This is a genomic window from Streptacidiphilus sp. P02-A3a, assembly GCF_014084105.1.
Lineage (GTDB): Bacteria > Actinomycetota > Actinomycetes > Streptomycetales > Streptomycetaceae > Streptacidiphilus.
The window spans coordinates 8762301-8777404 of record NZ_CP048289.1; the positions used below are offsets into that span (position 1 = coordinate 8762301).

The following is a 15104-nucleotide window of genomic DNA, read 5'->3' on the forward strand; positions in this document are numbered from 1 at the left end:
CCTCCCCCCTCCAGGCCCCGCCCGAAACCACGACGACCCCGAACTTTCGACCACTTCACAGGAGTTCCGATGACCACCGAATCCGACTCGTACCTGTTCGACCTGATCCCCACGCAGTACGCGAACGGCCCCTCGGGCCCCTTCGCCTACCGTCGAGGCGGCCCGCGCGGGCAGGTCCCGCTGGTGCTGTGCAACCGCTTCCGCGGCACGATCGACCACTGGGACCCTGCTTTCCTGGACGTCCTCGCGACCGAGCGGGACGTCATCGTGTTCGACGCCCCCGGCGTCGGCTCCTCCGGCGGTGAGGCTCCCGCCACCGTGCAGGAGATGGCGCAGGACACGCTGGAGTTCGTGTCGCTCCTGGGGCTGCGTCAGGTGGACCTGCTGGGCTGGTCGATGGGCGGATTCGTGGCACAGGCAGCCACCCTGACCCAGCCCCAGCTGGTGCGCAGGCTGATCGTCGCCGGGTCGAAGCCCGGTCCGGTCCCCGCCGCGCCCCAGTCCCCGCCGAAGGTGGGGCAGGTGGCCGGGAAGCCGGTCAACGACGACGAGGACTTCCTCTACCTGTTCTTCCCGGACACCCCGCAGGGCCGCGCGGCGGGCCAGGCGTCGCTGCGACGGCTGGAGACCCGCCACGGCGGCGGAGCCGGTGGCACCGAAGTGGACGCGGTGGCCTCCAAGGCACAGACCCGGGCACTCGTCGCCTGGTCCTCGGGCCAGGACAGCGCCTGGGAGCGACTGGAGGAACTCACCCTGCCGGTCCTTGTCGCGGGCGGGGCCCATGATCTGCTGATGGACGCCTACCACTCGTTCGCCATGGTCAGGCGACTGCCGGACGCCACGCTCGTGCTCTACAGCGACGCCGGACACGCGTTCCTGTTCCAGCACGCCGAGGTCTTCGGTCGACAGGTGCTGGACTTCCTGCGATGACCGCGCCGGGCCCCACCGAGCCCCGGGACGAACCGGGACGCCTGCACCAGCCGGTCGTCACCACGCTGCACAGCCGGGTCCGGCCCGGGGACCGCCACGCGTACGAACGCCTGCTGCACGACCTCATCGGCGCCGCGACCGGCCACCCCGGCGCCCTCGACGCCACGGTGCTGCGGCCCGGCCCATCGGGGCGGGACTACATCGTGCGCTTCTCCTTCGCCTCCCAGCCGGAGTTGGAGGCGTGGCTGCACTCGGCCGAGTACCGTGACCGGTCGGACGCGATCGCCCCGCTCGCCGAACGGGTTCGGGCGCCGGTACGGCGGGTCGGACCGGAGGCCTGGTTCGATCTGGACAACGTGGACGCCCCCGCGCCGCACCGGATGGCTCCGCTGGTCTGGCTGGGAATCTTCCCCATCGCCCTGCTCTCCTCGACAGTGTTCCGGCCCGCGCTGCTGCACCTGCCGGTGCTGCCCAGGGTCATGCTCAGCGCGGCGGTGCAGGTCGTCCTGCTCACCTGGGTGATCATGCCCACGCTGACCCGGCTGTTCCGGCGCTGGCTCCACCACTGAGGAGGCGGCGGTTCGGGGCGCGGCGGTCACCGGCTGCTGCGCCCCAACTGCCGCCATTCGGTGGGCGTGAGTCCGTAGGCGGCTCTGAACACCCGGCTGAAGTGGGACAGGTTGGCGAAACCCCAGCGGTGGGCGATCGTCGCCACCGACAGGGTCCGGGACTCCGGGCGGCCCAGTTCCCGGCGCGACGCCTCCAGGCGGTTGGTGCGCAGCCAGTCCCCGAAGCAGATTCCCGAGCGGGCGAGCACGGTGTACAGCTGGCGTACCGAGATGTGGTGGGCCGCCGCCACCCGGGCCGGTGTCAGGTCGCGCTCCGGCAGATGGTTCCGCAGGTATTCCACGATCCGCAGCTCCAGGTCCAGGGTGTTCTCCAGCGGCTCGCGTGCGCCCAGGGTGTCGCCGAGGCTGGTGGTGATCAGGGCGCGGACCAGTTCGACGGTCGGCTGGGCCAGGCGGGCGCTTCCCTGATCCACGATCCGGGACAGGTGGGCGGCCACCAGGGTGTCCATTCCGGTCCCCGCGCCGAGCCGCAGTGCCGTCGCGCGGCGGATCTGGTCGGCGGGCAGGGCGAGGTCGGCGTGGGGGATCAGGAGGGTCTGGTTGTCGACGTACTCGGGGAACTCCAGCCGGTAGGGGGCGGTGGAGTCCAGGGCGACCAGATCACCCGCCTGCTGCCGGACCTGGCGGCCGTCCTGTTCCAGCTTGGTCCAGGTCGACACCTGGCGGCAGAGGATCAGATGGGGTTCGGTGTCCTGCCGCACCCGTGCCGGGGTGCGGTCCAGGATGCCGGGGGCGGCATTGGCGGTGACGATCTGGAAGCGGCCCAGGCTCTGGTGGCGCATGTGCCCGAACACCTCGCTGGGCGGTACCCGGTAGGTGACATTGACGGGGACGATGAAGCTGCTGTGCGCCGTGTGGACCGCTTCGACCCGGTCCCTGACCGGAAGCGCGGAGAAGTCGTAGACCTCGGGGGCGGGCTGGGTCTGGGGCACGGCCGCGGATTCGGTCTCGGTCAGGGGCATCGTGGGGTCCTCCTAGGTCAACGGGGTCAGAACTGCTGGGTCGGGTTCGGACGCCGTGGCTGCGGCGCGCCACTGGGTCGGGGTGACGCCGTAGGCCCGCTTGAAGGCGCGGCCGAAGTGGGTGGGGTCGCTGAACCCCCAGCGGCGGGCGATCGAGACGATCGGCTCACCCGCGTGCCCTGGGTCCGCCAGTTCCCGGCGGCACCGCTCAAGGCGCTGGGCACGGACCCAGTCGCCCAGGACCACCCCCTGCCGTCCCAGGAGCACGTAGAGCTGCCGGAGCGAGACGTGGTGGGCCTGCGCCACCCGCAGCGGCGTCAGCTCCGGATCGGCCAGGTGCCGCCGCAGGTATTCCACGATGCGCCCGGGGAGTTCGAAGGCATCCGGACCGGCGCCCATCGGCCGGCTGCCCGGGCGGGCGGCCAGCAGCGAGCGCAGCAGTTCGACGCTGGGACCGGCCAGGTGGTCGGCGGTCGGCTTGGAGCGCAGGGCGGGTGTGGTCGCCAGCGCGTCGAAGTAGTCACGCACCACGGCGGTGTCCGGGTCCGTGCCGCGCAGCGCTGTTCCGGCCAGTTCCCGGAGCGCGGCCTGGGACAGGTCGAGGTCCGGTGCGGGGATGAGGAAGACGTGGGTGTGCATCCCCTCGGGGTGGGTCAGCGTGTGCGGCACCGTGGAGAGGTGCAGCCCGAGGTCGCCGGGTCGGATCTCGGTCTCGTGGCCGCCGGTCGCGATGCGGCTCGAACGGGTGATCGGCAGCACCAGCACCAGGGTCGGCGGGTACCCGTCCCCGGTCGCGGTGGCTGTGCGGCGCAGGGTGACCGGGGAGGTGGTGCAGGTCAGCAACGTGATCCGGCCGAACCGGGCGGCCTCGATCCTGGCCCGAACGCTCCCGGTCGGAACGAGGTGGTCGACCTCCACGGGGAAGGCCGCTCTTCGGACGAAGTCGGTGAGGGCCCGCACCCGGGCGGCGGGTGTGTCGGCCGCTGTCTCCCAGACGAAGGCCACCGGTGCCGCCTCACTTCTCCAGGAAGGCGAGCACGGCCTGGTTCCACTGCTGGTGATGGGTCATCGGCACCCCGTGCGGCGCGCTGGGGACGATCACGGTCTCGCTGCCGGGGATCGCCGCAGCCGTCAACCGCCCGCTGCGCTCGAAGGGCACCACCGCGTCCGAGTCGCCGTGGATGACCAGGGCCGGGACGTCGACCGCGGCCAGTTCCGCGCGGAAGTCGCAGCCGGTCCAGGCCACCAGCGAGTCCGTGGTCGCCTTGGGCGACGCGGCCGAGGCCAGGTGCAGGGCGTAGCGGCGGGTCGGCTCGTCGATGGCCACGATCCCGTCGACCGAGAAGCAACGGTTCAGGAACTCGTCCACCATGGGAATGCGGTACTCGCGCGCGGCGGAGAGCAGTTCGGCGATCGTGGCGTCGTCGAGCATCCCGGTGGCGTTGTCGGGAGTGTCCCGCAGCGCGGGCAGCATCGCGCTGGCCAGGACCACCCGGGCGATCCGGCCGGTACCGTGCGTGCCGAGGTAGCGGGCGATATCGCCGCCGCCGGAGGAGAACCCGACCAGGGTCGCCCGCCGCAGGTCCAGCGCGTGGACGAGGTGGTGCAGATCCTCGGCGAACGTGCCGTAGTCGTAGCCCTCCCACGTCTGCGTGGAGCGGCCGAAACCGCGCCGGTCATAGCTCACCACCCGGTGACCGGCCTCCACGAACGCGGTGACCTGGGCGTTCCACATCTGCTGGGTCAGCGGCCAACCGTGGATGAGGACGACCGGGTCCCCGGTGCCGACGTCCTGGTAGTCCAGGCTGACCGGATTGCCGTTCTCCTCAGCCACCACGAGCCGTGGCATCCGCGCGCTCCCTCACTCGTATCCCCTGCAGGCGAGGATGCCCCGCGACCCGGCCCGTGGAATCGGTCAGATGACTGCACCTGCACGTCGACCTGCACCGACCGGTGTGCACGCTCGGTACGGACCCCTGCACGGGAAGCCGAGCCGGTGCCGACCGCCCGGTTCTAGCGTGGGACTCCGCCACCGAACGCCCGGAGGATTCCCCGTGAGAAGATTTCCCGTCGCACCGGTATCAGAGCTCTGGGAGTGGCAACTGACCGCCGCCTGCCGGGGCATGGACAGCGAGGTGTTCTTCTCCCCGTCCGGCGAACGCGGTTCCCGGCGCCGGCGACGCGAGGCCGCCGCCCGCCAGGTGTGCCGGGCCTGCCCGGTCCGGACACCCTGCGCCGCCTTCGCACTGGCCACCAGCGAGCCGCACGGCCTGTGGGGCGGCCTCTCCGAGACCGAGCGCCTCAACGCGGTTGGCGGCAGCCGTGGTTGACGCCGGGGGCGATCCGCAGTCGCCGGTGTGGGCGAGCCTGGGCAACGACGCCGCGCGCTGGCGCCGACTCCTGCGCGGCGTCAGCCCCGACGCCCGGGCACGGCGCATCCTGCGAGCGCACGTCGAGGACCACGCACCGCGCCACCGCACCGGTCCGGCCCACTGAGCCCGGCCCCGCCCGCACCGGCAGCCCGGCCGCAGGCCGCGCCCGGCTATCATCGAACTGCCTCAGGAGCCCCGCCATGATGCGTTCAGCCCTCACCATGGACCGCCCCGCACTCCCCACCGTGCCCGCCCTCAGCGGACGAGACCCGTACCGACCACCGGAACCCGAAGCCGTCAGGACGGTGAGAATGGTTGACGCCGTGGACATCCTCGGACGAGAACGGGAACTGGCCGCCCTGGCAGCGGTCGTCGAACGCTCCCCGACCGCGCCCACCAGCCTGGTCCTGCACGGGGACCCGGGCGTCGGCAAGACCGTCCTGCTCCAGGCCGCCTCCGGACACGCCCGCGCACTCGGCATCCGCGTCATCGGGGGAACCGGCTACGAGAGCGAAGCCCACGTGGCCTTCGCCGGACTGCACCAGCTCCTCGCCCCCGTCACCGAATACGTCGAACGGCTGGCTCCCTTCCATCGCACCGTCCTGCGCCGCATCCTCGGCGTCGAGGACGGTCCCGTCCCCGACCGCCTGGCCGTCTCCGCCGCGTCGCTCGCCGCCGTGACCGCCGTCGCCGAGGACGGCCCGCTGCTCATCGCCGTCGAGGACGCCCACTGGGTGGATCACCCATCCCGCGAAGTCGTGATGTTCATCCTGCTGCGGCTCCAGGCGAACCAGCACATCCGCGCGGTCTTCGCCCGCCGCGCGCTGCTGGCCAGCGAGCGGGTCACCCCCGGACTGTCCATGCTGGAGGTACTGCCGCTGAGCGACGAGGCAGCCGACCGGCTGGTCCGGCGCCTGCACCCGCGGCTCCCCGAAACCGTGCGCCACCGCGTGCTCCAGGACGCGGCGGGCAACCCCCTCGCCCTGGCCGAGCTCCCCGGGGCGTTCGGCACCGAAGCGGCCGTCGGGCTGGAGATGCTGCCCGCCACCGCACCCCTGCGCACTCGCCTGGAAACCGGCTACGCCAGCCGGGTCCGCACGCTGCCCGCCGAGCTGCGCCGCGCGCTGCTGCTCACCGCGCTGGACGGCGACCGGATCGAGCAGCGGGCCAACCCCTCCCACGCGACGGCCCTGGACCCGGCAGACGTTCTCATGCTGGAGGCCCTGGGGCTGGTCACCCGCGACTCCACACCCAGCGGACTGCGGTTCCGTCACCCCCTGGTGCGCTCCGCGATCGTCCACACCGCCGCACCCGACGAGATACGCGCCGCCCACGCCGCCCTCGCGGACTCCTACCGGGGCCGCAGCGAACGCCGCCTGTGGCACCTCGCCGCCGCCACCGTCGAACCCGATGAAGCAGTCGCCGACGAGATCGAACAAGCCGCCAGGGCCATCAGCCTGCGCGGCGGAGCAGGGCTTGCCGTCTCGGCCCTGCAACGCGCCGCCGACCTCAGCCCCAGCCCCCTCGGCGCCGCCCGCCGCCTCCAGCACGCTGCCGAACTCGCCAGCGAGTCAGGCCAGTTGAACCTGGCCCAGCAACTGACCGACGACGCCCGCCGCCGACTCGACGACCCCACCCAGGTCGCAAGCAACCTCACCACCAAGGCCCAGGTCCTGCTGCGCCGCGACGGCGACCTCAATGCCGCGCGCAAACTACTCCTGCGGGTCCTCACCAAGGACCTCGCCGTGCAGGAGCCGCGCACCCTCGCCACCGCCCTGCACCAGCTCCTCCTCGCCACCCACGCCGCAGGAGACCCCGACGCCTGGCAGGAGACCCGGGAACGGCTGAGGGCGGTCCACGGCACGGGACCGTTGGAGGAGACCGCACAGCTCCTCCACGACGTTCTCGGCGACACCGCCCGCGCCGGGGCGGACGCCCGTGGCCGCCTCCAGACCCTGTTCGAAGCACTGGACGCGGATGCGCCGCCCGGCCGACTCGCCGAGCTGTGCCGGGTGGCGCGCTGGCTGGACGCCCTGGGCGACTACCGGCCCGAAGTCCGCACCCTACGCGAACGCGAGGTCGGTACCGGCGCGCTGACCCACGCCGCCGAGGGCTACCTGTGCGAGGCCCAGTACCTGTACCTCTCCGGTGACTGGGAGGGCAGCGAGCAGCAGGCCACCGCCGGGCTGGAGCTGAGCGTCCGGCACGGGATGGAACCGAGCGTCAACGACTTCCGCTGCGTCCTCGGCCTACTCGCCGCGAGTCGCGGGGACACCGAATCGGCCGTCGAGTTCAGCCGGAGCATCGAGCAGTGGGCCGCCCCGCGCGGCAGCGGCCTGCACCTGGCCCAGTCGGCCCGCAACCTGGCCCTGGCTGCCCTGGCCCAGGGGGACTACGAGACCGCGTACGCGCACCTGCTCCGCATCAGCCCGGCGGGCAGCCTACGGCCGTATGCCAGCTGCGCGCCGTGGGCGGTGTACGACCTGGTCGAGGCGGCGGTTCGCAGCGGACGCCACGACCAGGCCGGAACCCACGTCGCAGCCGTCGACCGGGCCGGGCTCGCGGACCTCACGCCGCGCCTGCGCCTGCTGACCTTCGCCGCCCGCGCCCTGGCCGCCCCCGACGAACAGGCTGCCCCGCTCTACCAGCAGGCCCTTTCCCTGCCCGGCATCGAACGGTGGCCCTTCGACCACGCCCGCGTCCGCCTCACGCTGGGCGAACTGCACCGCCGCAACCTTCGCCCCGGCGACGCGCGGCCCGAACTGCGACGCGCCGCGGACATCTTCCGCCGCGTCGGAGCCACCGCCTGGCAGCAGCGTGCCGAACAAGAACTCCGCGCCACCGGAGTGGCCCTGGAATCCCCGGCCGGCGCAGTGGGCCACACCGCCACGTCCCCCCTCGTCCACCTCACCGCACAGCAACTTGAGGTTGCGGAGCTTGCCGCGGCCGGGCTCAGCAACAAGCAGATCGCCGAACGCCTCTACCTCTCCCCACGCACCGTCAGCGCCCACCTCTACCGGGTCTTCCCCAAACTCGGCATCAGCTCCCGCTCGGCCCTGCGCGACGCCCTCAGCGCGCCGACCGCCTGAGCAGCCACAGAATCCGTGCCCCGCTTGGTGGCGCTCCATCAACCTCTGGCCGCCGATGGCACAACCCTGGTGTCCCGGGACGGCGACTTGCATACCGAGGAACTTGTCAATCGACTGAACGGGTGAGCCGTACTTCCCGGAAGCAGGTCTCACGAGCGTCCACCCAGGAGGGCACCGTAGGCCGCTGACCTGTACTACCCGGATCAAGTATCCGGTATGCCCTGAAATTATGTCCGCTTTGGAGCCCCCTGTCGGATTCGAACCGACGACCTTCGCTTTACAAGAGCGGCATTCAACCGGCGAGACATCGGCTGCAGGCAGTAAGGAAACATGCCGTTTGGTACCGCCCAGTGCTGATCCGTCCGGCTTCTTAGCTAGTCGGCGCCGCTTTTCCGACCGCCAGATCGGATGTTTTGCAGTGCCCAGTCCTGCCTCCGTGCCGATCCAGTCTGATCTGTCCAAAGGCGTCCGGCCTCCCCTCGGCCTCCCCTGAACCATCACTTCGGTTCTCCGCCCGCGGCTGGCACCGCCGACCGGCACAGCGAAGCGACAGGTTCAACCTCGCAACGTCGACGCCTCGGCCTTCTCGGGCTACGTCACGACGAGTGACCTGCGCCGAGACGCTGGGTGAGTCAGCCCAGCGTCTTCAGCGTGTGGCCAGATCACCCAGCCACACCCGTCGGCCCATCTCATCCAGTTCCTGCTTCAGGGAGACACATTCGGGAAGCGCCTGCGCGAGCAGCCGCCAATACGCGGTTCCATGGCCGGCGATGCGGACATGAGCCAGTTCATGAGCAATGACATAGTCAACCAGGCGGGTGGGCAACTGGAAGGCTGCCCAATGCAAGGCGATCCGCCCTGGCCCGGAAGGCGCGGACCGGTAGGTGCCCCAACGGCGCCCCACATCGCGTACCTCAATGGGGAGTTCGGGGACCTCCATCCGTGCGGCCCAGGGCTGGACCCGGTTCGTTGCCCACCGGCGACCCGCCTGGCAGTACCAGGCAGCAAGGGCGGCCCGGGCCAGAACCGGGTCTGCGGCGACGGCGCGGCTGAGCTGCAGCCGCCCCCCGGTCAGCCGGGTCGGCGCGTCCGACTCGTCCACCAGATGGAGGCGGTACTCGCGCCCGAGGTAGCGGTGGATCTCCCCCTCGGAAAGGTCACGGACGGCCTGAGCCGGAGCCCGGTCCTCACGCAGGCGTGACTTCGACTCGATCCAGGGACGGTTGCCCCGGACAAAGGCCTCGGCACGGTCCAGTCCGCATCCCGGGGGGACACGGAGGAGAATCGACCCGTCACGCTCAAGGGTGAGCCCCAGGCGAGTACGCCGAGGACTCAGCCTGACGATGAGTTCCAGTCCGTCGAAAGCGATCGGGTGGCCGTCGACAAGGGCGGATTCGGAGGGCACCACTCCATTATCTCCGCCGCGCAGAAGCAAACTGTTCGCGGTGGCTCCGCACATAACCGCCCAGCCCCCGCACGAGGATTTCGAGCGCCGCCAAAGCATCGGGACCGACGACCAGGTCCGACTCCTCGAGGCACTCCCAGATAACCGTCTCCAACCGCCTTTGACTGGCCGTGTCAGCGGCGTAGGCGGGCGTCCGCACATGTTCGCTGATCACACCGGCCAGTTCCACGGTGAGATCACGCATCTGATCGGCGTCCACCCCCGAAAGGGCGGGTAGATCGCTGACGAGGCCCGCGAGCTTGGCGTGCAGCGCACGTTCGAGCGGGGAGAGGTGGACAATCTCCGGGTCGTCTTGCTCGGCCTGCCGCGCTGCGGCAAAGACTGGGCCGAGCCGCTGCGCGATCTCGGTCCATCTGTCGTCGCACTCGGCGAGGATACGCTCCAGTTCCTCGGAGAGCTCTCGGTGGACCGGCAGGTCATCCTGACGCAAACGCTCCTCCAGGTGATAGCGCAGTGCCTGGACCTGCTCGCTGACGGACAGTTCCACGTCAGGAATCCGTCCGACTACCTCGTCGAAGTCAGGGGCCAGGATCGAGACTGGCGGAATGACCTGTTCAATCTCCGGGAGCTCCAGATGCTCGGCGATCAGCGCCCGTACCTGGCGGCTGATGCCCCGGTAGGAGAAGCCGCCGCCGGGCAGATCCCTGGCATGGCGGTGGACCCGCTTCTGCAGCAGCGCCCACTGCTGGGCGTTCGGCACCTGGCTGAGGCCGTCCTGATGCGGGAGCACCCGCCCCATCGCATTCAGGAAGGCACGCATCACCTGGTCGTACTCGGCGCGGAGCTCCGGAGGCTGAAGCATTCGGATGGCCCGGGACATGCCGTCGGGAGTGTCGGCCCCGTCCGCGCCCGCCCTGGCGAGGAAGTCCGCCACGGCTCCAGCGGCCTGGTTCATCTCGGTGACCGCCTGCGCTGTACTGCGCAGACCGCTGACGCTCGGCGGCCCGTTCCGGTAGCCGGCCAAGGTCACGCCGAGATCCGCCAGCACGCCGTAGTAGTCGACAACGAGGCCGTTCTCCTTGCCCTGGGCCGGACGGTTCACCCGGGCGACCGCCTGGAGCAGCTCAGCGCCCTGGATAGGCCGGTCGAGGTAGAGGACCTGCTCGATCGGGGCGTCGAACCCGGTCAGCAGCATGGATTTCACGATCAGGAACGCAATCGGGGCCGCGACCTCGGTCTGCGGCTCCGGCTGAACCGCAGCCGGTCCGCTGCTCCAGGGGTTCGAGAGGGGCACTGTGGCGTGGGTGGGATCGGCATTGCCGCTCCAGGGCGCACCCGGCCCGGATTCGGGGAAGGGCACCAGGAATTCCTCCACGTGCTTCTTCTGCTTCTGCGGGTCGGTCCAGTCCTTCCACAGGCCCGCTTTGCGCTCCTTGCCCTCCGACACGACCGGGACGAAGACGAGTCGGCGCAGCAGATCGCGCCGCTGCCAAGCACGGAGCAGCAGCAGCTCGTCTTCATCGCATCCGGACACCGGCCGGTCGTGCGGCGGCTGGTCCCCGTAGCCGCTGATGCGGGCCAGCAATTCGTCACGGGCCTGGGAGAGGGCGTCCCGGTAGAGCACCGCCGCCAGCCTGCTCACCGCGGCAACCTGGGCCTTGAAGCCGCCGTATAGCGGTCCCCGGACGTAGTGCGACAGCATGTCCCTGGCTTTGGCCTCGATCATCGGCACGGACTCTGCGACGTCGCGCCCGGCGAGTGTCGTCCAGCGCGCGCGCAACCGCTGGCGGTCAGCGTCGCTGAGAGGAGCGATCAGGTTCTCGAAGCGGCCGTCGAGGACGGTGCCCTCCCTGACCCGTCCTGGGCCGGTGCGGCCCTCGTACCGGATCGGCACGACCACCCCGTCAGCCTCCGCCTCGACCATGGGGTACTCGTCCAGGAACCGGCCACCGGGCTCAAGGCCGAAGATGCGCGCGGTGTCCTTGTGCTTCCCCTCCATGATCGGGGTGCCGGTGAAGCCGATCCTGGCGGCGTTCGGGACGGAGGCCCGGAGGCAGGCGTGCAGCGCCGAGGTGTGTGAACGGTGTGCCTCGTCGACCAGGACGAGAATCCGGTCCGAGGTGCTGATCGGCTCGGCCCGGACGAACTGGCCTGCCACAGCTGGCTCCGTCTCCAGTTCTGTCTCCGGTTCGTCGGCGGATTCCGGGTCGTCGGCCGCCTGGGCCCGGTCGAACTCCTCCATCAGATCGGAGTCGTCCCCCTCGTCGGCGGGAACGAAGCCCGGGATGCGGCCGAGGTACTTCTGGATCAGCGTGAAGACCACAGCCCTGGCTCCGGGCTCACCCGCGCCCGCCAACATGGACTCCACTTCAGTCCGGTCCTTGGCGACATCGACCCGACTCTGGCTGTGCCGCAGCGCCGCGCCCAGCTGCGTCTGCAGGTCACGGCGGTCCGTCACCACGAGAACAGTGAAGGCGTTCAACTCCGGGTCCGGGTTGCGGTGCAGCCGTCGGACCAGGAAGGTCATGGTCAGGCTCTTGCCGGAGCCCTGGGTGTGCCAGATGACTCCGCCCCGGCCGTCCTCCTCCACACCGGGGAAGAGACGGCTCGCCCTGGTGCGCAGCTTGCGAACGATCTTCTCGACGGCCCGGAACTGCTGATGCCGACAGACGATCTTGACGGTGCGGGAGGGCTTGCCCGGCCCGGTCCGCAGCGGGAGCTCGAAGATGTAGTTGCGCAGGATGTTGAGGAGATTGCCCGGCTTGAGGACGACGGCGACCAGTTTGTGCTGCTCCGTCAATACCCCTTCAACGGCCAGCACCCGGTCCGCGACAAGCTTACGCCGGAGGGCTTCCTCGTCCGCGTAGGTCGGTTGCACGCTCCGCCAGACAGCAAAGTGTTCCTCAGCAGAGGAGATCGTCCCCAATGCGGCGGACTCCCCTGAGGCTGCAATCAGCAGCTGTGCGGCGGCGAAGGGCTCCGGTACGGCGTGGGGGCGGCGGGACTGGTCCCGGGGGTCGGCGTCCAATGGCTGACCTGCGTAGGCGCGCAGGTCGTGGACGGCGTCACCGATCGGGTCGCTGAGGTCGGGGCTCTTGCACTCGATCACCACCAGCGGGATGCCGTTGACGTAGAGGACCAGGTCGAGCACGGCGTCCCGGTCCTCCGCCGAGCGCAGTCTGAGCTGATCGACCACGAGGAATCGGTTGTGCTGGAAGGGATCGGCGGAACGCCAGTCGAGGTAGTGCCCGAAGCGGTCCTTGTCATTGCCATGCTTGGTCGGGACCGTGATTAGGCACCCCGACAGCAGCAGGTTGGTCACCTCGCGGTTGGCTGCCAGCAAAGAGCTGCTGCGACAACGGCCGAGGGCATGGCTCAGCTCGGTCACCATTCGCGCGGCCATCGCCTCGGTCAGCCAGGGCCGACCTGTAGCGGCGTTCCGGTTGAGGTTGAGGACCGCCGCACGGAGATGACCGTGGATGACCCCGGTACGGGGGTCCAATTCCGCTGCCTCGTCAGCCCTGAGCTGCGGCCCGGGGATGTGCTCCCACCCCATCGCCTTGAGGTGCCTGATGATCGGCTTCTCCACCTCGTCCCGCTCGCTCGTTCGCCCCGCCGCCATCCGTTCGCGCCCCGCCTTCGTGAACCGACACTACGTAGGCGTTCATTGTGCGCCCTGGGGACGGCCATGGCGAGAAGATCGCGACAGGTGCCGCAGCAGCCGTCCACGAAGACGTGCGGACGCCCGGGAGCACCGCAGTCGGCGCACTCCTGCAGGCGCAGCAACCGGGTCGGAGCGGCCTCCGGCATGATGTGATGCGCGAGAACCAGGTGCGGTATGCCCAGCGCATCCGCGTCCCCTCGCCCACGGTCACCTTGACCCGACGGAGGTGGCCGTGGGCGGTCACCGCACGCAACGCAGAGCTCACGGCCACCTGGCCATAGCAGCGTTGCGCGGCGGCGAGGCTGTTGTCCATCAGCGCGCCCTCGAGGAGCCTGTCGATCAGCCCGGCGAGGAACGTCTCGCGCTCGGGGAGGTGACTGAAGTCGCCCTTACGGGTGCGGTCTTCCTAACCTCGCGCTTTCATGAGCGGGCCTGTCCGGACCTTGATCAAGTAAATGGAGAGTGTTTCTGACCTGCAACGATGGGACTTGTCTAGGGTCCTGTCCGCTGCAAGGAAAGAAGCACTCTCCAGGTGAAGAAGCTTATCGGGTCCTACCCGTGCGTCCGCGTCCAGGGCGACGGTGGTGCGGTGGTCTCGCAGGCCGGCGGGGTGCTGCTGGTGGAGACCGTGCGCAAGAGCGGGTTGGACACGGCGATATCGGCGGCGCTGGCTCCGTGGCGCAAACAGCGTGCGGTGCACGATCCCGGCAAGGTGCTTTTGGACCTCGCCCTGGCGGTGGCGCTGGGCGGAGACTGCCTGTCGGACGTGGCCGTGCTGCGGGCCGAACCGCAGGTGTTCGGGCCGGTGGCCTCCGACCCCACCGTCTCGCGCCTGGTCGAGACCCTGGCCGCGGCCGGACCCCGTGCGCTGACCGCGATCCGCCGGGCCAGGGCCGAAGTCCGCGAACGGGTCTGGAAGCTCGCCGGTGCTGACGCCCCCGACGCGGACGGGCAGGTGATCGTGGACATCGACGGGGTACTGGTGCTGGCGCACTCCGAGAAGCAGGACGCGACCGCGACCTGGAAGCGGACCTTCGGGCACCACCCCCTGATGGCGTTCGTCGACCACGGGGCGGCCGGGTCCGGGGAACCGGTGGCCGGGCTGCTGCGGCCGGGCAACGCGGGCAGCAACACCGCCGCCGACCACATCACCACCACCCGCCTCGCCCTGGCCCAACTGCCCAGACGCCACCGGCGCGGACGCCGCACCCTGATCCGCACCGACTCCGCCGGCGGCACCCACGACTTCCTGAACTGGCTCACCACACGCGGCAGGTGGCTGTCCTACTCCGTCGGAATGACGATCACCGACACAGTCCACCACGCCGTGCTCCACGTCCCGGTCCCGGCCTGGACACCCGCGGTCGAACCCGACGGCCAGGTCCGCGACGGCGCCTGGGTCGCCGAACTCGCAGGCGACGTCCTGAAAGGCTGGCCGAAGGGGATGCGGCTGATCGTCCGCAAGGAACGGCCCCACCCCGGAGCGCAGTTGAGGTTCACCGACGCCGACGGAATGCGCCTTACCTGCTTCGCCACCAACACCCCCGGCGCGATCGCGGCCCTGGAACTGCGGCACCGCCAACGCGCCCGCGCCGAGGACCGGATCCGCGCCGCCCGCGACACCGGCCTGCGCAACCTGCCTCTGCACCACACCGCCCAGAACCAGATCTGGCTGGAGATCGTCCAGATCGCCCTGGACCTCCTGGCCTGGATGCCCATGCTCGCCCTGACCGGCAACCCCCGCCGCTGGGAACCCAAACGCATGCGCCTGCGGCTGTTCTCCGCCGCCGCCCGCCTGGTCACCACCGGCCGCCGACGCATCCTCCGCCTGGCCCACCACTGGCCCTGGACCGAACTGATCACCACAGCCTTCGCCCGGCTACAAGCCCTACCGAACCCCGACTGACCTGCAGCAACGACCCACCCCGACGAGCAACCGAAATACCCCGGAGTCGTGGAACCCGGCACCCACCCGACGCGACAGTCGGGCCCTCAACACGGCCGCCACCGAACCGACAAGCCGAAACGGCCCACCAGGCGAACCGGCAGACCG

General features: G+C 70.4%; 11 protein-coding genes and 1 tRNA gene. 6 read left to right on the forward strand and 6 right to left on the reverse strand.

Going from position 1 to position 15104, the window contains the following annotated elements; all coding sequences use genetic code 11:
- Positions 1-69: 69 nt before the first annotated feature.
- Together GXP74_RS37170 and GXP74_RS37175 are read left to right on the forward strand one after the other, a co-directional pair.
- A complete protein-coding gene (locus GXP74_RS37170; RefSeq protein WP_182455595.1) occupies positions 70-930 on the forward strand; it encodes an alpha/beta fold hydrolase in 861 nt (286 codons plus the stop codon).
- On the forward strand, positions 927-1499 hold the full coding sequence (locus GXP74_RS37175) for an antibiotic biosynthesis monooxygenase (RefSeq protein ID WP_182455596.1): 573 nt from the start codon (positions 927-929) through the stop codon (positions 1497-1499). Before GXP74_RS37170 ends, GXP74_RS37175 begins: the two co-directional genes overlap by 4 nt.
- Positions 1500-1525: 26 nt before the next feature.
- Here the strand turns inward: GXP74_RS37175 and GXP74_RS37180 are convergent, their stop codons facing one another.
- The 3 genes from GXP74_RS37180 to GXP74_RS37190 are packed head-to-tail and all read right to left on the reverse strand — an operon-like array spanning position 1526 to position 4370.
- A complete protein-coding gene (locus GXP74_RS37180) occupies positions 1526-2521 on the reverse strand; it encodes a helix-turn-helix domain-containing protein (protein WP_182455597.1) in 996 nt (331 codons plus the stop codon).
- Between the two features lie 12 nt (positions 2522-2533).
- On the reverse strand, positions 2534-3526 hold the full coding sequence (locus tag GXP74_RS37185) for a helix-turn-helix domain-containing protein (RefSeq protein ID WP_182455598.1): 993 nt from the start codon (positions 3524-3526) through the stop codon (positions 2534-2536).
- A gap of 10 nt (positions 3527-3536) precedes the next feature.
- The gene (locus GXP74_RS37190; RefSeq protein WP_182455599.1) at positions 3537-4370 is read right to left on the reverse strand and encodes an alpha/beta fold hydrolase; all 834 of its coding nucleotides are present in this window, start codon (positions 4368-4370) and stop codon (positions 3537-3539) included.
- A 205-nt stretch (positions 4371-4575) separates the two neighbouring features.
- Between GXP74_RS37190 and GXP74_RS37195 the strand changes: the two genes are divergently transcribed.
- From GXP74_RS37195 to GXP74_RS37205, 3 genes are all read left to right on the forward strand, one after another.
- A complete protein-coding gene (locus GXP74_RS37195; RefSeq protein WP_225448461.1) occupies positions 4576-4851 on the forward strand; it encodes a WhiB family transcriptional regulator in 276 nt (91 codons plus the stop codon).
- Positions 4844-5017 (forward strand): hypothetical protein, encoded by a 174-nt coding sequence (locus tag GXP74_RS37200; RefSeq protein WP_182455601.1) that lies wholly within the window; start codon positions 4844-4846, stop codon positions 5015-5017. Before GXP74_RS37195 ends, GXP74_RS37200 begins: the two co-directional genes overlap by 8 nt.
- Positions 5018-5204: 187 nt before the next feature.
- Entirely contained in the window at positions 5205-7982 is a 2778-nt protein-coding gene (locus tag GXP74_RS37205) for an AAA family ATPase (RefSeq protein WP_182455602.1), read from the forward strand.
- A gap of 239 nt (positions 7983-8221) precedes the next feature.
- Here the strand turns inward: GXP74_RS37205 and GXP74_RS37210 are convergent.
- The 3 genes from GXP74_RS37210 to GXP74_RS37220 all read right to left on the reverse strand — a co-directional run bounded on the left by GXP74_RS37210 (position 8222) and on the right by GXP74_RS37220 (position 13009).
- Positions 8222-8294: transfer RNA gene (locus GXP74_RS37210), tRNA-Thr, on the reverse strand.
- Positions 8295-8628: 334 nt separating this feature from the next.
- Positions 8629-9387, reverse strand: a complete 759-nt coding sequence (locus GXP74_RS37215) for a M48 family metallopeptidase (RefSeq protein ID WP_225448462.1) — start codon at positions 9385-9387, stop codon at positions 8629-8631.
- A gap of 7 nt (positions 9388-9394) precedes the next feature.
- Positions 9395-13009, reverse strand: a complete 3615-nt coding sequence (locus GXP74_RS37220) for a type I restriction endonuclease subunit R (protein ID WP_225448463.1) — start codon at positions 13007-13009, stop codon at positions 9395-9397.
- Positions 13010-13583: 574 nt separating this feature from the next.
- Here GXP74_RS37220 and GXP74_RS37225 point away from each other — a divergent pair.
- Complete coding sequence (locus GXP74_RS37225) at positions 13584-14957, forward strand: IS1380 family transposase (RefSeq protein ID WP_182455605.1); 1374 nt, start codon at positions 13584-13586, stop codon at positions 14955-14957.
- Positions 14958-15104 lie beyond the last annotated feature (147 nt).